The 17775-nt window shown below is 51.8% G+C and carries 28 protein-coding genes; 18 read left to right on the top strand and 10 right to left on the bottom strand.

From position 1 onward, the window contains the following. The first annotated feature begins 24 nt into the window (after positions 1-24). Positions 25-297, top strand: coding sequence for a hypothetical protein (locus AC6I3O_RS25640; protein WP_125128212.1), 273 nt, complete (start codon positions 25-27; stop codon positions 295-297). A 415-nt stretch (positions 298-712) separates the two neighbouring features. Here the strand turns inward: AC6I3O_RS25640 and AC6I3O_RS25635 are convergent, their stop codons facing one another. The 4 genes from AC6I3O_RS25635 to AC6I3O_RS25620 form a co-directional block, all read right to left on the bottom strand. Continuing rightward, positions 713-1984 (bottom strand): type II restriction enzyme, encoded by a 1272-nt coding sequence (locus AC6I3O_RS25635; RefSeq protein ID WP_497853271.1) that lies wholly within the window; start codon positions 1982-1984, stop codon positions 713-715. Then, complete coding sequence (locus AC6I3O_RS25630) at positions 1977-2819, bottom strand: DNA adenine methylase (RefSeq protein ID WP_300891207.1); 843 nt, start codon at positions 2817-2819, stop codon at positions 1977-1979. The genes AC6I3O_RS25635 and AC6I3O_RS25630 overlap by 8 nt, the downstream gene beginning before the upstream one ends. Continuing rightward, positions 2798-3046 (bottom strand): hypothetical protein, encoded by a 249-nt coding sequence (locus tag AC6I3O_RS25625; RefSeq protein WP_497853270.1) that lies wholly within the window; start codon positions 3044-3046, stop codon positions 2798-2800. The genes AC6I3O_RS25630 and AC6I3O_RS25625 overlap by 22 nt, the downstream gene beginning before the upstream one ends. Before the next feature lie 95 nt (positions 3047-3141). Continuing rightward, entirely contained in the window at positions 3142-3342 is a 201-nt protein-coding gene (locus AC6I3O_RS25620; protein WP_300891205.1) for a hypothetical protein, read from the bottom strand. Between the two features lie 274 nt (positions 3343-3616). Here AC6I3O_RS25620 and AC6I3O_RS25615 point away from each other — a divergent pair, with 274 nt between their 5' ends. After that, positions 3617-5164: a ParB/RepB/Spo0J family partition protein gene (locus tag AC6I3O_RS25615; RefSeq protein ID WP_497853269.1), complete on the top strand. Its 1548-nt coding sequence runs from the start codon at positions 3617-3619 to the stop codon at positions 5162-5164. 127 nt (positions 5165-5291) lie between these two features. Here AC6I3O_RS25615 and AC6I3O_RS25610 read toward each other — a convergent pair whose 3' ends face one another. The 4 genes from AC6I3O_RS25610 to AC6I3O_RS25595 form a co-directional block, all read right to left on the bottom strand. Then, a complete protein-coding gene (locus AC6I3O_RS25610) occupies positions 5292-5615 on the bottom strand; it encodes a DUF6618 family protein (RefSeq protein WP_302134599.1) in 324 nt (107 codons plus the stop codon). A 12-nt stretch (positions 5616-5627) separates the two neighbouring features. Beyond that, complete coding sequence (locus tag AC6I3O_RS25605; RefSeq protein ID WP_016222687.1) at positions 5628-6434, bottom strand: ExeA family protein; 807 nt, start codon at positions 6432-6434, stop codon at positions 5628-5630. Further along, positions 6434-7702, bottom strand: a complete 1269-nt coding sequence (locus AC6I3O_RS25600; RefSeq protein WP_497853268.1) for a DDE-type integrase/transposase/recombinase — start codon at positions 7700-7702, stop codon at positions 6434-6436. Before AC6I3O_RS25600 ends, AC6I3O_RS25605 begins: the two co-directional genes overlap by 1 nt. Before the next feature lie 90 nt (positions 7703-7792). Continuing rightward, positions 7793-8386: a DUF6431 domain-containing protein gene (locus AC6I3O_RS25595; protein ID WP_497853267.1), complete on the bottom strand. Its 594-nt coding sequence runs from the start codon at positions 8384-8386 to the stop codon at positions 7793-7795. Between the two features lie 388 nt (positions 8387-8774). Between AC6I3O_RS25595 and AC6I3O_RS25590 the strand changes: the two genes are divergently transcribed. The 8 genes from AC6I3O_RS25590 to AC6I3O_RS25555 all read left to right on the top strand — a co-directional run bounded on the left by AC6I3O_RS25590 (position 8775) and on the right by AC6I3O_RS25555 (position 13417). Then, a complete protein-coding gene (locus AC6I3O_RS25590; protein ID WP_120390762.1) occupies positions 8775-8966 on the top strand; it encodes a hypothetical protein in 192 nt (63 codons plus the stop codon). Between the two features lie 40 nt (positions 8967-9006). Beyond that, a complete protein-coding gene (locus tag AC6I3O_RS25585) occupies positions 9007-9348 on the top strand; it encodes a DUF7768 domain-containing protein (RefSeq protein WP_016316827.1) in 342 nt (113 codons plus the stop codon). Position 9349: 1 nt separating this feature from the next. Continuing rightward, positions 9350-10051 (top strand): antirestriction protein ArdA, encoded by a 702-nt coding sequence (locus AC6I3O_RS25580; RefSeq protein WP_497853266.1) that lies wholly within the window; start codon positions 9350-9352, stop codon positions 10049-10051. A gap of 65 nt (positions 10052-10116) precedes the next feature. Further along, complete coding sequence (locus AC6I3O_RS25575) at positions 10117-10593, top strand: PcfB family protein (protein ID WP_497853605.1); 477 nt, start codon at positions 10117-10119, stop codon at positions 10591-10593. Continuing rightward, positions 10580-12421 carry a VirD4-like conjugal transfer protein, CD1115 family gene (locus tag AC6I3O_RS25570; protein WP_497853265.1) on the top strand — a complete coding sequence of 614 codons (1842 nt, stop codon included), beginning with the start codon at positions 10580-10582 and terminating at the stop codon, positions 12419-12421. Before AC6I3O_RS25575 ends, AC6I3O_RS25570 begins: the two co-directional genes overlap by 14 nt. A gap of 92 nt (positions 12422-12513) precedes the next feature. After that, entirely contained in the window at positions 12514-12672 is a 159-nt protein-coding gene (locus AC6I3O_RS25565) for a Maff2 family mobile element protein (protein WP_199715147.1), read from the top strand. Positions 12673-12807: 135 nt separating this feature from the next. Then, on the top strand, positions 12808-13080 hold the full coding sequence (locus AC6I3O_RS25560) for a helix-turn-helix domain-containing protein (protein ID WP_004060877.1): 273 nt from the start codon (positions 12808-12810) through the stop codon (positions 13078-13080). Next, positions 13040-13417 (top strand): TnpV protein, encoded by a 378-nt coding sequence (locus AC6I3O_RS25555; protein WP_103242552.1) that lies wholly within the window; start codon positions 13040-13042, stop codon positions 13415-13417. Before AC6I3O_RS25560 ends, AC6I3O_RS25555 begins: the two co-directional genes overlap by 41 nt. Positions 13418-13457: 40 nt before the next feature. On the opposite strand, the gene AC6I3O_RS25550 is transcribed toward AC6I3O_RS25555, so the two are convergent. Next, positions 13458-13784, bottom strand: coding sequence for a helix-turn-helix domain-containing protein (locus tag AC6I3O_RS25550; RefSeq protein WP_103242553.1), 327 nt, complete (start codon positions 13782-13784; stop codon positions 13458-13460). A gap of 138 nt (positions 13785-13922) precedes the next feature. On the opposite strand from AC6I3O_RS25550, the gene AC6I3O_RS25545 reads away from it, so the two are divergent. From AC6I3O_RS25545 to AC6I3O_RS25535, 3 genes are all read left to right on the top strand, one after another. Next, positions 13923-14111: a hypothetical protein gene (locus AC6I3O_RS25545; protein ID WP_103242554.1), complete on the top strand. Its 189-nt coding sequence runs from the start codon at positions 13923-13925 to the stop codon at positions 14109-14111. Beyond that, on the top strand, positions 14093-14281 hold the full coding sequence (locus tag AC6I3O_RS25540) for a SymE family type I addiction module toxin (protein WP_016292393.1): 189 nt from the start codon (positions 14093-14095) through the stop codon (positions 14279-14281). Before AC6I3O_RS25545 ends, AC6I3O_RS25540 begins: the two co-directional genes overlap by 19 nt. A 101-nt stretch (positions 14282-14382) precedes the next feature. Continuing rightward, positions 14383-14784: a hypothetical protein gene (locus AC6I3O_RS25535; protein ID WP_103242556.1), complete on the top strand. Its 402-nt coding sequence runs from the start codon at positions 14383-14385 to the stop codon at positions 14782-14784. A gap of 91 nt (positions 14785-14875) precedes the next feature. Here the strand turns inward: AC6I3O_RS25535 and AC6I3O_RS25530 are convergent, their stop codons facing one another. Continuing rightward, positions 14876-15685 carry a helix-turn-helix domain-containing protein gene (locus tag AC6I3O_RS25530; RefSeq protein ID WP_103242557.1) on the bottom strand — a complete coding sequence of 270 codons (810 nt, stop codon included), beginning with the start codon at positions 15683-15685 and terminating at the stop codon, positions 14876-14878. Between the two features lie 320 nt (positions 15686-16005). Here AC6I3O_RS25530 and AC6I3O_RS25525 point away from each other — a divergent pair, with 320 nt between their 5' ends. From AC6I3O_RS25525 to AC6I3O_RS25505, 5 genes are all read left to right on the top strand, one after another. After that, positions 16006-16200 carry a hypothetical protein gene (locus tag AC6I3O_RS25525; protein ID WP_159749058.1) on the top strand — a complete coding sequence of 65 codons (195 nt, stop codon included), beginning with the start codon at positions 16006-16008 and terminating at the stop codon, positions 16198-16200. A 137-nt stretch (positions 16201-16337) separates the two neighbouring features. After that, entirely contained in the window at positions 16338-16529 is a 192-nt protein-coding gene (locus AC6I3O_RS25520; protein ID WP_103242559.1) for a hypothetical protein, read from the top strand. After that, entirely contained in the window at positions 16519-16857 is a 339-nt protein-coding gene (locus AC6I3O_RS25515) for a replication initiator protein A (RefSeq protein ID WP_103242560.1), read from the top strand. The genes AC6I3O_RS25520 and AC6I3O_RS25515 overlap by 11 nt, the downstream gene beginning before the upstream one ends. After that, the gene (locus tag AC6I3O_RS25510; protein ID WP_103242561.1) at positions 16850-17143 is read left to right on the top strand and encodes a DUF3847 domain-containing protein; all 294 of its coding nucleotides are present in this window, start codon (positions 16850-16852) and stop codon (positions 17141-17143) included. The genes AC6I3O_RS25515 and AC6I3O_RS25510 overlap by 8 nt, the downstream gene beginning before the upstream one ends. Continuing rightward, entirely contained in the window at positions 17140-17655 is a 516-nt protein-coding gene (locus AC6I3O_RS25505) for a DUF5720 family protein (RefSeq protein ID WP_103242562.1), read from the top strand. Before AC6I3O_RS25510 ends, AC6I3O_RS25505 begins: the two co-directional genes overlap by 4 nt. Positions 17656-17775 lie beyond the last annotated feature (120 nt).

Raw genomic sequence — 17775 nt, 5'->3', positions numbered from 1 at the left:
ATTCCTTTTATCAGGAGGTTTTTAATGAAAATAAAGTTAGACGAACCGACCATTCCTAATGATATTCGACAAAAAATACGAAATCTACGAGTATTGCTTGATCTGGCAGACAATTTAAGGGATGAAATCCTGGCATGGTATACAGCCGAACTAAAATCTTATGATTTCAGAGCTGATGCACAGCAAGAATTATTTAATCCTGGAACAGGAACCACTGTTGAAGGGATATCAGAACTTGCCATCATGGAGGCACTTTCCGAGCTTCAGATTTTTAATGAAGTAAGAAAGAAAAAATGAGGTGAAATTTATTTGCCATTAATTTGAAGCTGTTATTTTAAGCTTTGTTCAAGTTTTATGCAAAAGATTGTCTCGGTGATTTCGATTAGCAGACAAAGAGAGGGAAGAGCCGGTCATCAAAGGTTCTGTCTTCTTTCGTTCAAAAAGAGAATATGCTGGAAAAATAAGATTTCGAGGAATTTCGTATCAGCATAGCTGGCCAAAGGTCTGCTTTGTTATTTCTTAATTTTATTCAGGAACATTCCCAAATTACTCTGGACAATCCATGATATTTTCAGTACAACTATATCTTGTATCTTATAGATGGCCCCCAAGCATTAAAATCAGGACGGATTTTGGGTGGCTCTCAAGCTTTAAATTGGTGGCTCCCAAGCATTAGAATAATCAACATAGCTGTGTATTTTGATGTATAGGCTTATTCGCCTTCAATTAGTCCCAGAATCCATTCAATCCAACCTCTGATTGTTGAGGCTCGGCGTTTGAACGTTTCGGGAGAGCCAACATTGTAAACACCACAATTTTGCATAATTTGCACGATCATATTTATGTTCGGCATTTCACCGCACTGAAGATGAATTTTCAGCGTTTCATTAAAAGCTCTATGACGAAGAATAGCTGTAGCAATTGCAATTTGCCGTTCCCGGTAAGGCATTTTCATTACGCGGTGACCAACATCAGACAGAGAAAAATAGACAAAGCCGTCTGAATGCCTTTCGCCTTTCTCTATAAAGCCGAGGTAATGACCAGCAGTAGTATAATAGTTTGTCTGCCGCTCTCTGAAAATGTACCTGTTGGTTATGTCCTGCTTCGTCATATCTCTTTCTGATAACATTTCCATAAGATTGACAATTCTTTTCATGCTGTCTGCTTGAGGGAAAGCCACTTCTGCCTCTGAACAGATTGGAGTATTCTCAACAATAGTTTGTATGTCAGCAAGTGTAATTTCCGGAGAAAGGATGTAGTTCTTTTGTTTTACAAGCGACAAAGAATTATAATTTTCCGGATCGGTAAATTCATATTGATACAAATAGAACACACCATTTGAAAAAACGAGAAAAACTGGTTTGATTTTTTTGGTAACACGCCCGCACCACGCCCGAAAAGGATAGTAAAGCTGCCTCACCAAGAAATCATTTGATATATCGCGCTTTGCCTCAAATAAAGCAAGGCAACTACGGCCTTCGTATGCTGCATCAATCTCAATTTGCGAGTTGCGGACATCAACGGCTTGCTGCTTTCCATCAGTTGAAATATTAAAACTAAACTCCCCGGAACTCATGCGCCCACTCACGGTAGGAACGAGGTTTTCATCTTCAAGAAAATCTTCAAGAATCCCGCAGGCGTTTGCGCAGTTAAGCGCAATTGCCTCACTTACAATATACTGTGGCAGAAGGCTTTGAATGCCTAATGGCAAATTGACCCTTTGACATTCAAGTGCGCTTCTTTCAAAATCGTGATACGCCGAAAACTTTGATATAATATAATCTCCACGAGTTACAGGAAGGATAGCAAGATCATTATCCTTAAAGATTGATGGGAGATTAACTCTATGGTCGAATTTCGTCATCAGCCGTGGCTCACGCTCAACTTTGATCTGGTCGGCAGTAATCCGAAACATTCCTGCTTTTGCAATTTCCTCAAGTATATTATGACGGGCAAACAAGATTTCCCATGCAGTATCATTCAATCCCATAATTCCTGATTAGAACCTCCTCAACGGCTCCTCGTTTGCTTGCATCTGAGTTTACAGCACGTTTAGCATGAACAGTTTCAACAGTGTACCCGGCGTACAGATTTTGAATAAATAGGGTGGCAGAATTAGAAAGCAGAAATCGCACTCCACGTGCGGTCAATCCATCGCAACAACGTTTAAGTCTCTCTTGCTCCTCTCGACCAAATCCGCCTCGATTGTAACCGGTAAAACTGGCGGTATCTGAAACAGGGTCATATGGGGGGTCAAGGTAAACAAATGCCCCTCTGGGTACTTGTCGAAGCACTTCCTCAAAATCCATATGAAAGAGTTGAATATGATTTGCCGTCAAGTATTTGCTTACCGCTCTCAAAACAGAAGCATTTACAATGTTCGGATTTTTATAATATCCGAAAGGAGAATTGAACTCTCCTGATGAATTTACCCGAAAAAGGCCATTGTAGCAGGTTTTGTTCAAGTAGATAATACGAGAAGCACGATCAATTGCAGACATCTCACGATAAGCATCCTTGTCACGATCCAGATCGCGAATACTGTAAAAATACTCTGATGTGTTTTCGTGTTTTTCCAATGATGTAATCAACAGTTCAACATTATCTCGGATAACCTCATAAACAAGCATAAGATCAGCATTAAGATCATTCACAATGGCGTTTTTGGGCTGAAGTGAAAATAAAACAGCCCCTCCACCCAAGAAGGGTTCGCAATATGTGGTAACTCGCTTGGGAAACCGTTGTGTAATCTCTTCAAGGAGTTGGCGCTTACCTCCGACCCACTTTACAACTGGTGTCACCAATTTATTCTTAGCCATCGCCCCTCACCCCTGTCCAAGATATTTTTACTATTATAACATAAGCCACCTAACTTCGCAATCGTTTTTCGCCCTGTTCGGCAAATTTGGATGTAGGGGAGAAAATATCCTTGACAAATCGCATCTTGGTTCACAATGCTGTTGCTGTCGCCCTCTAACGTATCTTCCTGCGAAAGACGGGCGTATAATGCTGTTATCTGTCCGGGCTTATATGTATTTGCTGTCATATGTTCATTCCTCCTGTAATGAATGCCCGACAAACAGTATGTGCAAAATATCAAAAAATACCGTAGCATTTTTTGATATTGTTATTATAGCGCATTTATCCCTGTTTGTCATTGGGCGGTTTGACGGTTTCCGATTTTATGAGCCGTATCATCTTGTCGCGGAGCCGTTCCGAACCGCCGCAGGAGGTAGACACTTCATAGTATGTGCCGCCGATTTTGTAGCAGACGGTTTCCTCTGTCGGTTTCCCTTTTTTCGGCAGATAGCCGCTGTCCTTGATTTCTGGTTCCCAATCCATTCTTTTCCCTTCCTTTCCGCATTTGCTAAAGTGAAAAGTTTCGGAGCAAGCATATGAATGAGTTTTAATAGGAACACTGTAATATCAAGGCTTTTCGGAGCCTACACCCACAAAAAAATATTATTTGAGCTATCACATTACGCAGAAAGCCGTCCGGCATGAAAAAACGGGCGGCTTTTTTGCGTGGATAGCCGGGAGGGAGGCGAAAAAATAGTAACAAATTTTTAGCGCAAGATTTGTGCAACATTCACGAAATTAAAAAAGGAGGTAACGAATGGCAGACGAAAAATTAAACGTGAGCCCGGAGGAAAATCCCCAGCCCAGCTTGTTCGATGTCGGCCCGGAGGGTGCTCCTGCCCAGGACGCTCCCACCCCGGAGCCCCCGGCCCCGGAGAACGCCCCCGAGCAGACTGGCGGCGAACCACCCGCCCATGATGCCCCGGCTGGGGCCCCCGGCGCGGTGAATGTCTCCGCTGACCAGATTGAAAAGCTGATGGCGGAGCGGCGGGCGGCGGAACGTGCGGAGGTGGAAAAGAACGAGCCGCCCGAACCGGAACAGCCGCCCACCCCGGCCCCGGAGAAAAAGGCCGTCGAGGAAAAGGGGCCCGCCAAAAAGGACAAGGCCCTCAAAGAAAAAGCTCCCGAGCCGGATAAGTCCAAGGGCAGGCGGGGCCGCAAGCCCAAGGAAGAAAAAGCGGGGCCCGGTGAACCGGGAGGGACGGGGGCCCGCCGTGGCCGCCCGGCCAAGGCTGACAAGGCGGCCACGGACAAGCCCCCGGCTCAACCTCGAGACAAAATGTCCCAAGGCAAGGGCGGAAAGGCCGCCACGGTAAAGGGCAAGGAAGAGGCTCCCGCCGCTCCCCCGCCTGCGCCGGAAGTGCCGCCCCAGCCCCGTGACGCGACCCGCGCCGAAAAGGAAGAGATTGTTTACCTCAACCTCTCGGAGCTGTTCCCGTTCAAAGACCATCCCTTTGGGGTGCGGGACGATGCGGAAATGAAAGGGCTTGTGGAGTCCGTCAAGGACAACGGCGTACACCAGCCCGCGCTGGTGCGTCCCCGGGAGGGCGGGGGCTATGAAATCATCGCGGGCCACCGCCGCCAGCGGGCCAGTGAGCTGGCCGGGTTTGCAAATATGCCTTGTATCGTCCGCAACATGACGGATGACGAGGCCATCCTTGCGATGACGGACGACAACCTGCGCCACCGGGAAAAGATTCTGCCGATGGAAAAGGCCCAGTCGCTGAAAATGCAGGTGGAGGCCATCAGCCATCAAGGGACGAAGATGGAGGGCGTGGCCGCCGGGGACGTTGGAAAACGCTCCACGGAAATCGTGGGGGAACGAAACGGCATGAATTACAAGCAGGTACAGCGGTATATCCGGCTGACCGAGCTTGTACCGGAGCTCCAGTCTATGGTGAATGAGAAAAAGCTGTCTTTCACCCCCGCCGTGGAAATCTCGTTCATCAAGCCCAAAAACCAGAGGTTTATCGCCGTTTCCATTGAGGGCGAGCAGGCATCCCCCTCGCTCTCCCAGGCCCAGGAGCTCCGCAAGCTGGATAAGGACGGGAAACTGAACGGCGATGTGATTGACGGCATTTTGAGCCGTGAAAAAAAGGAGGTAGACAAAGTGATTATTTCCGCCGCTGAATTGAACAAGTATTTCGGCAAGGACGCCACGCCCCGGGAAATGAAAGACCAGATTATGTCCCTGCTGGCCGAATGGAAAGAGAAACAGCCCCCGGAGCGCACCGCCCCGGATGTCGGACGGCAAATTGATGGAAACGCAAACAGCGAATTATTTTTCCGACATTTATCCTATTGACTGCGCAGTGCTGTCTGCAAATGCACAATCCTGTCAAAAATGCTGCACGTTGTTGTCGGTATTGTTTTGCGCCTGAAATGCAAAAGGCCATGGATCCCTCATGAGACACATGGCCCATATGAAAAATTTAGTTTTTCCCCTGCCTGTCGGCCAGAACAGGAAGATGAACCAGGCCGGTGGCGACAGTCACCGCATCCACCTTCCGCATCAGGGAGCCGATCCTTTCTTCATTCCAAAAGATATCGGAGAAATCGGAGAGCTCGCACCCTACATCATGGTTAGGGATGCACAGGTAGTTCCCATATTTATGCCGTCCGGCGAGGATGTGGAAGTAAGTCCCCCGCCCATTGATCTCAGCTTCATACCATCCGTTCCCCGTGCTCAGCAGGATGATCTGCCCCGTCCAGGTCTCCTTGCGGGAACCGCTTTTCAGGATACAGGTATAATTCATGTTCCATTCCTCCTATCCGAGATTCTGGCTGCTGACAGAAGCCAGGATGACATCCGTATCGATCACTTTCTTGTCCATCTGTGCCCCCAGAGTCAGCGCGTCGGTCATCAGGTTGTCCACCAGGCGGGGGCTCCCCTGGGAGTGACTGTGGACGGCAGAAAGCGCTGCCTGGTCGATGATGGAGGCTGCGCCTCCGGCACAGGCGATCTTGTGGAGGATATACTGCGCCACTTCCGAGTCTGAGAGACCGGAAAAGTTGTAGTGTACGGTGATGCGCTGGCGCAGGGCCTCATGGACGGGCTTTTTCAGGGTGCTGTTCAGGTGGGGCTCCCCACAGAGGATGAGCGTGAAGCAGTTCAGGGAGTCATACCCGTAGTTCATGAGCATCTTGATATCCTCCAGGATGCCGGTGGAGAGGTATTGTGCCTCATCGACTGCCAGGAGGAGGGGCTGCTTCTTGTCCTTGTAGAGGTAGAGTATCTGCTCCTGTACGGCGCGGAACATCCCAGGCTTGCCGCCCCTTGGCTCTAGCCCCAGAACAGAGCAGAGCTGGCGGTAGAACTCCATGACGCTGACCGTGGAGAGGCAGATGTACTCCATATGGTAGAGGTTGGGGTTGAGGCACTTTGCGAAGCAGCGCAGGGCGAAGGATTTGCCCATGCCGGGGCGTGCGGTGAACAGCCCGATTCCCCTTGTGTCCTTGAGGTAGTCCAGCCGGGACGTCATTTCCGAGATGTCCTTTGAGAGGAACCGGTCCTTTTCTCTTGCGTTCTGTTTGTCAAAGGGATTGAAGGAAAGCCCATAGTAGGAACGGAACATCAGCTCTCACCCCCAATCCTTGAATAATCGATGGACGGCGTGTTATTGCGTTTCGTCCTGCAGTTCTCGTTTTTATCCGTAGGCCGTATGGGATAATGTTCCCCCTCATAAAGGATGAAGGCACTGGACATGTCGTCTGGCAGGAAGCGGATCTCCACTTTTGAAGAAATGAACTGCATGGGAACGTCATAGGACACCTTGTCGATGGAGACGGTAGAGTCCTTGTTCACCTTCCTGGTGATGCGGTTCAGGAAACATTCCTCCAGCCACTCCCTGGACTTAGGGTTCCGGATGGAGGAGCGTGACTGCTGGTAGCGGTCCATGGGCGTTGTGCCGATGCCGGAATGGACAGATGTATTGTAGGTGCGCATATAGTCTTTAAGCAGCCGGTTGAACTGTGCCAGCGTGGTGATGGAATCCAGATCCAGCGTATAGAGCCAAGTCTCCTTGAGCGTTCTGAACTGGCGTTCTATTTTGGCTTTGGAAGCACCATCACGAATTTTTGTGTGTAAAAGTACGGTGCCGATGGAGCCGCAGATGAGGGAAAGCTGCTCATTCGAGTAACTGCAGCCATTATCGACATAGAGCTTCGCCGGGATTCCATGGGCTGCCACAGCGTCCTTGAACACCTTCTGGAAGTTATAGGCATTATCGTTATAGAAGAGGCCGCCGCCCACCAGAAACCGGGAATGGTCATCAATAATCATGATGCAGTAGACTCTCCTGCGCTGGCCGTGCTCCGTGATATAAGGCAGGTAACAGGTATCTGCCTGCCACATCTTCCCAAAGGCGTCTTCTTCAAACGCCTTCCTGTCCCGCATGCCTGGGTTGCGTGCTGATTTCAGGTCATGTTTCTTCACGAAGCGCTGGACGGCGCAGACGCTGACTGTGGCAGGGATGAAGGCTTCTTCAACGAGGTGCCGGTGGATCTGGGTGGAGTTCAGCCGTGGGAAGGCTTCCTTGAGGCGGTAGATCTCCTCGATGGCCGTGTCCGGGAGCACCCGGGTGGAGCCCTTATCGGAACGCTCCTGCGGCATGAGGGCGTCGATGCCACCGTTCTGGTAGAGGGACACCCATTTGCTGAGGGTCTTTGGGCTGTACTGGAATACCGAGCCGTCAGGCAGGGTGAGCGGTTTTTCGGTGATACGCAGGTAGTAAGCGTTCCTGGACGCATCCGGATAAAGGCCATGGATGACCGGCGCTATGAGAGCGAGGCGGAACTGTGCCATGGCGGCTGCGTCCGAAAGTTTTTTTGGATTGTTGTCCATAAAAATGTCCTCCTTAGGTGGTTTTCCACCATTATGCAGGAGAGAAGGGAGGGAAGCCATACCCGTGGCGTGTGGCCGACGGAAAAAGGGTCAGGGGCCGAACACCTGCTGGCAGTAAAGTGTCGGGTTTTTATGGGACTGGAGGAAAGACTTTGTAAAACGGCGGACAAAGGCGGAGGCGAAATCCGAATAAGCCGGCTGCGTGAGCAGGGACTTCAGGAAGGAAAGGCCGGAAACCTCCATGGAGGAAAGCACGCCGAGCCAATCTTCCTTCTGCACCCGAAAGAGCTGCAGCCACCGGCGCAGCTGGGAAAGGGTGATGCAGAAGCGTTCGCATAGCCTTTCCACAGTGGAAAGGCGCAGGAAATACTCCGCCAGGACACGTAGAAGGAAGAACAGGCCATAGCCGGAGTAGGGAATGATGAAGTCCGGGAGGATGGCATGGGTATGGCCACAGGTACAGATGAGGCGCATGATGCAGAGGCTGTGGCGGACCTGGGTGCCGCCAATGAAGTCCACCAGGGAGCGGTCATAGTAGGCATGGATGCGGCAGGATCCCTTTACCCCACAGCAGGGACAGGTCTGTAGTTCCGAACGGAATCCAGCCATAAAGGAATCGAACAGGATCTTTGATGAACTTTTTATACGAACCAGCTTGCAAAACAGGGAGTTTTCTCTTATCATAGTATATGTCGGTGTTGCCGGAGCCTCACGAGTGGGATACGATCCCGTATATGGCAGGCACACTGGTATGTGAGAGAAAGAACGAACTGTGGAAGGTGCTGTTCTTTCTCTTTTTTTTGTTCCATAAAAACTATATCGGAATGACATGGGATGGTCAAGAGGAAAACGTGCCGCCTCCTGTAGCACACTTTTATAGACAGTGTTTAAAAACTGAGATTATAATTTGACGTTTTTGTGCGGGAGATAGGAACTTTAATTTGCTGGGCTACACCCGGAGAAAAAGACCGACCGGGAAAAGTAAGCCTTGAGACATTTTGTCCCAAGGCTTTTCTTTTTCCCGCGCCCCTCCCCCGCGCCTTGCATAGCGTTCTTTTAGAGAGGGGCTCTGGTGGTATATCCCCCGTCGCCGCCTGCTACTGAGCACAGCCGGGAGTGGGCGGTCAAGGGGCGGAACGCCCGCCGCCTGCGGCGGCTTGCCCTTGACGGCCCGCCCCGGCTGTGCCACCCCTCCCGGCGCGGCGGGGGATATATCCTCCAGAGCCGCCCCCTTTCCCATGAATGGGAAAGGGCGGGGGGATAGGGTTGAACGACAACTATTAAAATATCGGAGGTAAACGACTATGAAACGACCCCTTGCTTACATCACCGCCGCTTGGTATGGCGGCGACACGGAAAATGCGGAGCTGGCCGCGCAGTACTGCCGGGCGGTTTACGATGCGGGCTTTGCCCCTATCTGTCCGGCCTTGTTCCTGCCCCTTTTCCTCAATGACGCGGTTCCCGAGGAGCACAAGAGCAGCATCGACATTGGCCGCGACCTGCTCCGCCGCTCCCGGGTGCTGGTGGTGTGCGGGCATACCGTCACCGAGTCCATGAAGAACGACATCGCCGTGGCCCAGCGGCTGGGCATCACCGCCACCACCCTTGAGGGCATTTTGACCGTCAAGGGACAGGGCCGCCGCTGACGTGGCCGCGCTGTTCGAGGCGTACATCACCAATCTGGGGAAATACAACGAGGGCGAGCTGGTGGGGGAAACGCTGAAATTCCCCACCAGCCCCCAGGCGGTGGAGGCGCTGTTAAAGAATATCGGCGTGGACGGCATACGCTACGAGGAATTTTTCATCACCAGCTTTGACGGCGATGTGCTGGGGCTCTATGACTATCTGGGCGAGTATGAAAATCTGGACGAGCTGAACCATCTGGCCTGCCTGCTTTCGGAGCTCCCCCAAAGCGAGATTGAAAAATTCGAGGCCGCGCTCCATATGGGGGCGCATACCTCCAGCGTGGCGGACATCATCAACCTTGCGGAAAATCTGGACTGCTTTGAATTTTACCCGGAGATTGAAAGCGAGGAGGATTTGGGCCGCTACTATGCGGAGGACTTGCCGATCCCCGCCGAGCTGAAAGACTACTTTGACTATGAGGCATACGGGCGGGACATATCCATCAACGAGGACGGCCACCTTGCCCCCGGCGGCTATATCGTCCAGACGGGCGATATTAAGGAAGTCTACCACGGGATAGAGGATATTCCCAAGGAGCACAAGGTTTTTGCCCTCCCCCGGCTCTCCATCCGGGAGCAGATGGCTGCCTACAAGGAAGTGATTGACCGTTCCTCTCTGGAGGCTGAACGCAAGCACCCGGAAACGGGCCGGGAGGAGCGGTGACTTCGAGACATTTTGTCCCAAAGGCCGGAGGGCCTATCCCCCATGAAAGGAGGCGGTTTTGATTGATTGACGAGGATGTTTCCCGGCGCACTATCGCGTTATCCATGCGGACGGGAAAGCTGACGGCCCGGGTGCTGGCCTATGCGCTCCGGGCGGCTGGCCGGAAGATACAAAAGGAACGCCGGGCCCACCAGACACCCCACGGCAGGCAGTCCGTGAAAAAGCTCATGGCCCACGGCGCGGCCACGAACAGCATCGAGCTCACCGGGGCCCCAAAAGAATTTGACCGGGTGGCCCGGAAGTGGAATGTTGACTATGCCTTTTATAAGACCGGGCCGGACAAGTATCTGCTGTTCTTCAAGAGCGGGCAGGCGGATGCAATCACCGCTTGTTTTGGGGAGTATTCCCGCCGGGTGCTGGATAAGGCAAAGACTGACCGCGTACCCATCCGGGAACAGCTCAGACGGGCCGCCGCCGAGATACTGCGCCAGCCCGCGCAAAAGAAAGACCGCGTAAAGGAGGCCGCCCATGAGGACAGATAAGCTGAAAAAGTACCTTTTGCCAAACCTCCCCTATCTGTTCATCGCGTGGGCCTGCCTGAAAGTGGGGACGGCCTACCGGCTGGCGGCGGGGGCGGATTTGGCCCACAAGCTGGTGGGGATGGTGGCGGCCCTCGGCCCGGCCTTTGCCGACTTCGCGCCGGGGCTCAATCCTTTTGACTGGCTCACTGGCATCGCGGGGGCCGTGGCGATCCGGCTGATTATCTACCAGAAAAGCAAGAAAGCCCAAAAGTACCGCCGGGACGAGGAGTACGGCTCCGCCCGCTGGGGAACGGAAAAGGACATCAAGCCGTTCACCGACCCCAAGTTTGAGAACAACATCATTCTGACCGGGACGGAGTTTCTCACCACCAACACCCGGCCCGCCATCCCCGCCAATGCCCGGAACTTGAATTGCTGTGTAGTCGGTTCTTCCGGCTCCGGCAAGACCCGGTTCTGGCTTACCCCGCAATTACTCCAGGCCCATTCCTCCTATGTGGTGGTAGACCCCAAGGGCGGGGTGCTGGAGCAGGCGGGCTTTTTCCTGCAACGGAAAAAGGGATATAAAATCAAGGTTTTTAACAGCATTGATTTTTCCCGCTCCATGCACTACAACCCGCTGGCGTACATCCGCAACGAGGCCGACATTTTGAAATTCGTCAATACCTTAATCGCCAACACCAAAGGCGAGGGCAAGGAGGGCGACCCGTTCTGGACGAAATCAGAAACGCTTTTATACTGCGCCCTTATCGCCTATATCATTTTCGAGGGCCCGGACGAGGACAAGAACATGAACACGCTGGTAGACATGATTTCCGGCATGGAGGTCAAGGAGGACGATGACGATTTCATGAACGCGGTGGACTATATGTTCGCCGGGCTGGAAAAGCGCAAGCCGGACTGTTTCGCGGTCAAGCAGTACAAAAAGTACAAGCTGGCCAGCGGCAAGACGGCGCGGAGCATACTTATTAGCTGTGGCGCAAGGCTGGCCCCATTTGACATCCCGCAACTCCGGGAGATTATGAGCTATGACGAGATGGAGCTTGACAAGCTGGGGGACAGACGGACGGCGGCGTTCTTTATCATCAGCGATACCGACACCACCTACAACTTTATCGTGGCCCTTGCCTTTTCGCAGATGTTCAATCTCTTGTGTGAACGGGCGGACAACGTACACGGGGGCCGCCTGCCCCATCATGTGCGGGTGCTGTGGGACGAGGCCGCCAACACCGGGCAAGTGCCCAACCTCGAAAAGCTGGTGGCGGTCATCCGCTCCCGGGAGGTGAGCCTGACGCTGTTCTACCAGCAGTTGGCCCAATGTAAGGCCATCTACGATAAAAACGCGGAAACCATTTTAGGCAACATGGACAGCGTGGTATTCCTCGGGGGCCGGGAGGCCAGCACCATCAAGGAGATTTCCGAGAACTGGCTGGGCAAGGCCACCATCTCCATGCAGACCGAGGGCCGCTCCCGTGGCCAGTCGGAAAGCTACAACCAGAACACGCAACGGCTGGGCCGGGAGCTTATGACCCCCGCCGAGCTTGCCACCATGCCCGGCGACAGGTGCATCCTGCAACTGCGGGGCCTGCCGCCGTTCTACTCCCGGAAATACGATTTGAAACAGCACCCCAACTACCGATACACGGCGGAGGCGGACAAGAAGAAAAACGCCTTTTCGCTGGAGCGGCTTATCTGCCGCCGCATGAAAAAGCTCAATCCCAACGAGCAGTACACCGTGTACGAGGCGGACGTGCCGGACGGAACGCCCATAGACGAGGACGAGGACATCCTCAACTATGACGATTTGGACGACCCGGACGCTTTTGTATAGCTTTGGGACATTTTGTCCCGAAGTGTCACCTGCCGCCTGCACCGGGCGGCTTTTCTTGTGCCCGGGAAAATCCCGGAGAAATGGAGGACTATATGGCATTTTTCGCATCCGCTATCACCACTTTGCAGACCCTTGTTATCGCGCTGGGCGCGGGCCTCGGCGTTTGGGGCGTTGTCAATCTGCTGGAGGGCTACGGCTCGGACAACCCCGGCTCCAAAAGCCAGGGCATGAAACAGGTCATGGCTAATTAGAGGTAATCAAAAGAGGAAAGGAAAAGCACAATCCAGACGGAACCGGCGATACCGTCAAGAAATATTTGTGAGTTAGCAAGAAACCTGATATAATGGGGGCAAGCGCCCATCCGGGGCAGAAAGGCAGGGAGAAACATGCACATCAGCTACAAACCGCTCTGGCACACACTGATAGAGCGCAACATGAGGAAAGAAGATTTAAGGCTTGCCGCTGGCCTGACCACAAATATGATTGCCAACATGGGCAAAGAAGGGAAACATATCAGCATGGACACACTTGCCCGTATTTGTGAAACACTGGATTGTGGCATTATGGACGTGATTGAGCTGGCCAGTGACGAGCCTTCCGCCACAGGAGGGAACGATAATGGAAAAACTGAAAGAAAGAATCACAGAGAACGGCATTGATTATATTCTGGCAGGTGATTACTATATCCCGGACTTGAAGCTGCCGGAGGAGAACCGCCCCATCGGACGCTATGGGAGGCTGCACCGGGAATATCTCAAACAGGAGCATCCGGCACGGTACAGTTCCCTTATTTTGACCGGGACATTATGGATATACCTTGCCGACCTGAACGAGCAGGCGGAAGAACGGCTTAACTTAATCATTGAGCAGATGAAAGCCGCCGAAGGAGTGACCGAGGAACTGAAAGCCCGGAACCAGCTTGAATGGGTAGGCCGGATGAACAATATCCGCAACCGGGCAGAGGAAATCATAAACAGTGAGTTGATTTATATTTGATTGGATGTGGAAAGACCAGCCGACTACCCGGCTGGTCTTTCTAACCTTCCCTGCGCTCCAATACCGCCCGAATCATGGCAACGGCGATTTCCTGCTGGCTGGGCGACGTGCTTTCCCACAGCTCTGCCAGCTCCCGTATCTTGCTGACCTCATTATCTTCCAGCGCATCCCGCAGCAGATAATCAGGGGAGATTTTCAGTGCGTTGCAGATATTGATAAATACGGGCAGACTGGGAACCTTTATCCCGCCTTCAATCTGCCGGAGGTAAGTTGCGTTGATATTGCACAGCTCCGAGAGCCTGTCCGCCGTGAATCCCCGGTCTTTCCTCACCATGTTGATACGTTTGCCTAATCCTTTACCTTCCATAATGCCACCCATTTCATAAGCTATTAGCATTTATTTTGTACACTTTTAGACTACATCACACTTAGGGATTGCAATAGATTCTAAAAGACTATATAATATTAGCTAGTAGACTATAAACTATGAAAGGGGAACAACAGAATGGAACTGAACTATTTTAGGGACAGGCTTTTTGATTTACTAAACGACAGTGAAGGGATGGGGATTGTTGACCTGAACGCAGATGAGCGGAACAGCCTGCTCACTGTCAGGACAGAGGACGGGAATGTATTTGAAATCGTATGCCGACAGGCAGCGGGGAAGGAGGACGGATGGACGACCGCAAACTGACTGTATGCTATGGACGTGGCAATTACAAGCAATCTCCGCCGCAGATTCTTTTACAAGGTAAGTGGCTGGAACAGGCTGGATTCTCCGCAGGGGACAAAATCACCGTGAAATGCCAGCAGGGGCAGCTTATCATCACAAAAAACGGAACAAGAGCAGATTCAACAGAATAATGTTTATGATACAATGATTTTTTCGGAAAATCTATTCCCTCTGGAAAGTGACTGCGGTATAATGAAGCTATCGACAAATCGGAATAGGGAGGTAAATTTATATGAGTGATTTTGCTATTCGTTTTCTTAATAGTGAAGGGGAACCTATTACACAAGAAACTGTAGACAAACTGGTGTGCAAAATTCGGGAAAATCATTGTAGGTCTGCATGGTTAGCTTTGGATGAATATGGCGAAGAGGATTTTCTATCTGTAGATATTGAGAATGATTGGGCGGCTCTGGCTTTTAACACATATGGTGAAGATGAAGAGGCTCATATGTATATGCCTGTCAATTCCGAATATGGTACATCCAAAGAGGACGCTCCTGTAAATATCAGCGGACAGACTCCAGTTCTCAAGCGAAATGCGCTCAATGATTTGAATCTGGTTGCTGAATGTGTTCTCCATTTTGCTAAAACAGGAGAGCTGTATCCAAAGTTGAAGTGGGAGGAAGTAGCGTAAAAAACACAACTTCCAGTTTGTGCGCTTAAAAATTGAATAAGAACCACCCAAAATGCCGTTGCATGGAAAAATCCCAAGCAACGGCATTTCCTTATCTCCGTTTCATTCTGCTCAACGGTGAATCCTTATATGCCGGAGTTTTCTTCATAACATTTTTCAGAACCGTGCGCTCCTGCTCCGACAGCTTCTCATACCGGATTTGTAGCTGCGTACACATCAGGGCAGTGAACACATCCAGATAGGAACCCGGCACGGCCAGCGCCTTCTTTGCGTCCTTGATTAGCTTCATGCCATTGGAGCCGTCCGGCGCACTATCCGTATCATTCTTGTGCGTTTCCCTTATGGCATGGAGGATAGTGTCCCAAGTCCGGTGCGTGACCTGACAGAAATAATCTTCTTCCTGTACCTGCATAGCTTCCAACGCCTTTAACGCAGCATCTTCCTCCACCGGCTGATATTGGGAAAGGACTTGCCCCCGCAGGACTTCCAGAAGGCTGTTGAAGTTTTGGAAGTGGGCGGTTGCCACACCATCTACATAAATTTCCGTGTCCGTCATCAGGGTAATAAAATCCTCATGTGTGGCAATCTCACACAGCAGCCGGTTGTTGATACGCCCGCTTTTCAACAGCTCCACCATGCTGTCACTCAAATGCAGCTCCGTAAGTTCCATGCCCGGATGGTTCCGGTTCTCTGTCAAGCAGAGCAGGTAATCCGTTGACACACCGTAAAACTTTGCCAGCTCCACAAGGTTTTTGTGGCTGATTTCCTTTAGTTCGTCATTCTCATAGCTTCCCAAGGCTGATTTGGAAATCCCCGTAACCGCCGCCAGTTCCTCTAATTTTAAATGCCGCTCCGTCCTTAAATCCTTTAACCGCTCCTGAACCGTTATCCCCTGTTTCATGGCTTCCTGCTCCTTTCCAGCGGCCAGCTTTTGCCGCCATCCCCATTGTACCACATATCCATGCCGGGCGCATTTCCCTTTGTGATTCTTTTCAAAGGCGCAAAATGCGCTTTTGATTTGCCCGGATTTTCAGAAGTGCAAAATGCACATCTGATTTTTGCACCCGTCCAGCAGGAAGCCTTTTCCGCAATCGTGGAATTTTTCAGATTTTGGGCTTCATTCCTGATTCGTGGACATACGGCACATGGTACAAAAATGTCATATGATATAGGCAGTTCATCGATGGATTATTCCAATCGAATGACCGGCCTGTATGGGATATGCTCCCCGGCGATGTAACGCAACGACTTCCGGCAGGGAAACGGAGGAACCCTGACCGGAACGAGCGTACCAAGGAGAGCGAAACGCCGCCAAAGACGGGGGCAGGAACGACAGCAGAGGGAACCGGCAAAATGAACACCGAAACGATACCGAAACACAACAATTTCACGGGGCATAGTCTGCCCTGTCCGTAATACTAAGGGGGATTTTGGGGCGGCTCTACGGCTGTATTTCCCCTGAAAATCGCCCCGAAACGATACACAAAAAACCACTGCCCGCCCATTCCGGCTGTTACTGCTGAATCGGGCGGTTTTTCTATGAAGGAGGCACCATGCCGAGAATGTCAAAGAAGTTGAAGAAAGAGCTTGCTTTCTTCCTGAACGACCGGGGGCGCAGAAGCTACAATGAACTCTGCCGGAAATGCCAGCATGAATGTAAGCAGGGTTTCCGGGCTGTCATTATCGACTGCCCCCGCTACCAATCCAAACGAGCCAAAAGGAGGACACCATCCAATGAATTGTGAATTTATGATAGCCAGTACGCCCCTGCCGCCCTGTATGCCGCTCCCAAAGGCAATGCTCCGGCTTCCGGTCAGCAATACGGCAAAGGTCATGTACGCCCGCCTGTTGGATGAAATCCTGACAAGGGGAACCGAGGACAGCAACAGGATTCTGTTCATCCGCTTCCCCGTCATGGAGATAGCGGCGGCACTCTCCCGAAGCCCCCAGACCTGCAAGCGTTCACTGAACGAGCTGGAACAGGCCGGGATGATTATGCGTGTCCGTCAGGGCATCGGGGAGGTCAGCCATATGTATATCCTGCTCCCGAAGGAGGACACCGCCCATGAATGAAAAGCTGGAAAAACTGAATCAGGAAATTGAAAAGACCGAAGCCAGACTGCGGCGGGCGCAGCATAAGGAGAAAATGCTGGAACACCAGATAAAGACGCTGAACCGGAAGGAACGGACACACCGGCTATGTACCAGAGGGGCTATGCTGGAAAGCCATCTCCCCCACCCGGAATCCGTGACGGATGGGCAGGTCAGCACCATCTTAAAAGTCCTGTTCTGCCGGAGCGACACCAAACGTCTTGTGGAACAGGTTCTTGCAGAAAACTGGAAGGAGGACGCAGAGTGAAATTTTCAAAAAGTGAACTGGACATCATCTATCAATATGCCGCACCGACCAAGGCGGAAACCCTTGCGGGCATGAAAGAAACCGTGCCGGTGATAAAGGACTTACTGACAAAGGCAATCGTGGAGAACGCCATCCGAAAGCTGGAAAAGATACCGGAGCCGGAGTGCAGCCAGTTTGTTGCCGCCACAAAAGCCCGGTTCCTTGCAGAGCGTGACAATTCCATCCGCCAGCGGCTTGCGGCGGCAAAGGCACAGGAGCCAATCATGCAGGGGCATGACCTGTTAGGGATAGAACGGTTCCACCCGGAAACCCGGCACATGATTACGCTGGAAGTACAGAAGCAGTGCTTTGTCGGTTTTAAGGGGGAGCGGTTCCGTTTCTTCCTCTCCGATGAAGGCTACCGGAACGCAAAACGCAGCGAGCAGGAAGGGGAAATCAAGATAAAGAGTCATGCTGCCGTTGTCGCCGGGAAGCTCTATCCCGACAAGAAGCCGAAACAGCAGGAACGGTAAAAAGCCCGTTCCAGAATCAAAGTGCGCCGGGCGCGTCTTGATTTTGCAAGGGAAGTTTTAACGTGGACGAGTCAGGCGCGCTCACATTGGCGGCTTTCCATGTGTGAAAAATCAGAACGA

The sequence above is a fragment of the Sporofaciens sp. St.21A7 genome, from assembly GCF_059728535.1.
Note: the sequence above shows the minus strand (reverse complement) of the source record. Positions and strands in the feature narration are given on the sequence as shown.

Coding starts and splice junctions, on each gene's coding strand:
- AC6I3O_RS25640 (WP_125128212.1), top strand. CDS start 25: ATGAAAATAAAGTTAGACGAACCGACCATTCCTAATGATATTCGACAA.
- AC6I3O_RS25630 (WP_300891207.1), bottom strand. CDS start 2,819: ATGGCTAAGAATAAATTGGTGACACCAGTTGTAAAGTGGGTCGGAGGT.
- AC6I3O_RS25625 (WP_497853270.1), bottom strand. CDS start 3,046: ATGACAGCAAATACATATAAGCCCGGACAGATAACAGCATTATACGCC.
- AC6I3O_RS25620 (WP_300891205.1), bottom strand. CDS start 3,342: ATGGATTGGGAACCAGAAATCAAGGACAGCGGCTATCTGCCGAAAAAA.
- AC6I3O_RS25615 (WP_497853269.1), top strand. CDS start 3,617: ATGGCAGACGAAAAATTAAACGTGAGCCCGGAGGAAAATCCCCAGCCC.
- AC6I3O_RS25610 (WP_302134599.1), bottom strand. CDS start 5,615: ATGAATTATACCTGTATCCTGAAAAGCGGTTCCCGCAAGGAGACCTGG.
- AC6I3O_RS25605 (WP_016222687.1), bottom strand. CDS start 6,434: ATGTTCCGTTCCTACTATGGGCTTTCCTTCAATCCCTTTGACAAACAG.
- AC6I3O_RS25600 (WP_497853268.1), bottom strand. CDS start 7,702: ATGGACAACAATCCAAAAAAACTTTCGGACGCAGCCGCCATGGCACAG.
- AC6I3O_RS25595 (WP_497853267.1), bottom strand. CDS start 8,386: ATGATAAGAGAAAACTCCCTGTTTTGCAAGCTGGTTCGTATAAAAAGT.
- AC6I3O_RS25585 (WP_016316827.1), top strand. CDS start 9,007: ATGAAACGACCCCTTGCTTACATCACCGCCGCTTGGTATGGCGGCGAC.
- AC6I3O_RS25570 (WP_497853265.1), top strand. CDS start 10,580: ATGAGGACAGATAAGCTGAAAAAGTACCTTTTGCCAAACCTCCCCTAT.
- AC6I3O_RS25565 (WP_199715147.1), top strand. CDS start 12,514: ATGGCATTTTTCGCATCCGCTATCACCACTTTGCAGACCCTTGTTATC.
- AC6I3O_RS25560 (WP_004060877.1), top strand. CDS start 12,808: ATGCACATCAGCTACAAACCGCTCTGGCACACACTGATAGAGCGCAAC.
- AC6I3O_RS25555 (WP_103242552.1), top strand. CDS start 13,040: ATGGAAAAACTGAAAGAAAGAATCACAGAGAACGGCATTGATTATATT.
- AC6I3O_RS25550 (WP_103242553.1), bottom strand. CDS start 13,784: ATGGAAGGTAAAGGATTAGGCAAACGTATCAACATGGTGAGGAAAGAC.
- AC6I3O_RS25545 (WP_103242554.1), top strand. CDS start 13,923: ATGGAACTGAACTATTTTAGGGACAGGCTTTTTGATTTACTAAACGAC.
- AC6I3O_RS25540 (WP_016292393.1), top strand. CDS start 14,093: ATGGACGACCGCAAACTGACTGTATGCTATGGACGTGGCAATTACAAG.
- AC6I3O_RS25535 (WP_103242556.1), top strand. CDS start 14,383: ATGAGTGATTTTGCTATTCGTTTTCTTAATAGTGAAGGGGAACCTATT.
- AC6I3O_RS25530 (WP_103242557.1), bottom strand. CDS start 15,685: ATGAAACAGGGGATAACGGTTCAGGAGCGGTTAAAGGATTTAAGGACG.
- AC6I3O_RS25525 (WP_159749058.1), top strand. CDS start 16,006: ATGCTCCCCGGCGATGTAACGCAACGACTTCCGGCAGGGAAACGGAGG.
- AC6I3O_RS25520 (WP_103242559.1), top strand. CDS start 16,338: ATGCCGAGAATGTCAAAGAAGTTGAAGAAAGAGCTTGCTTTCTTCCTG.
- AC6I3O_RS25515 (WP_103242560.1), top strand. CDS start 16,519: ATGAATTGTGAATTTATGATAGCCAGTACGCCCCTGCCGCCCTGTATG.
- AC6I3O_RS25510 (WP_103242561.1), top strand. CDS start 16,850: ATGAATGAAAAGCTGGAAAAACTGAATCAGGAAATTGAAAAGACCGAA.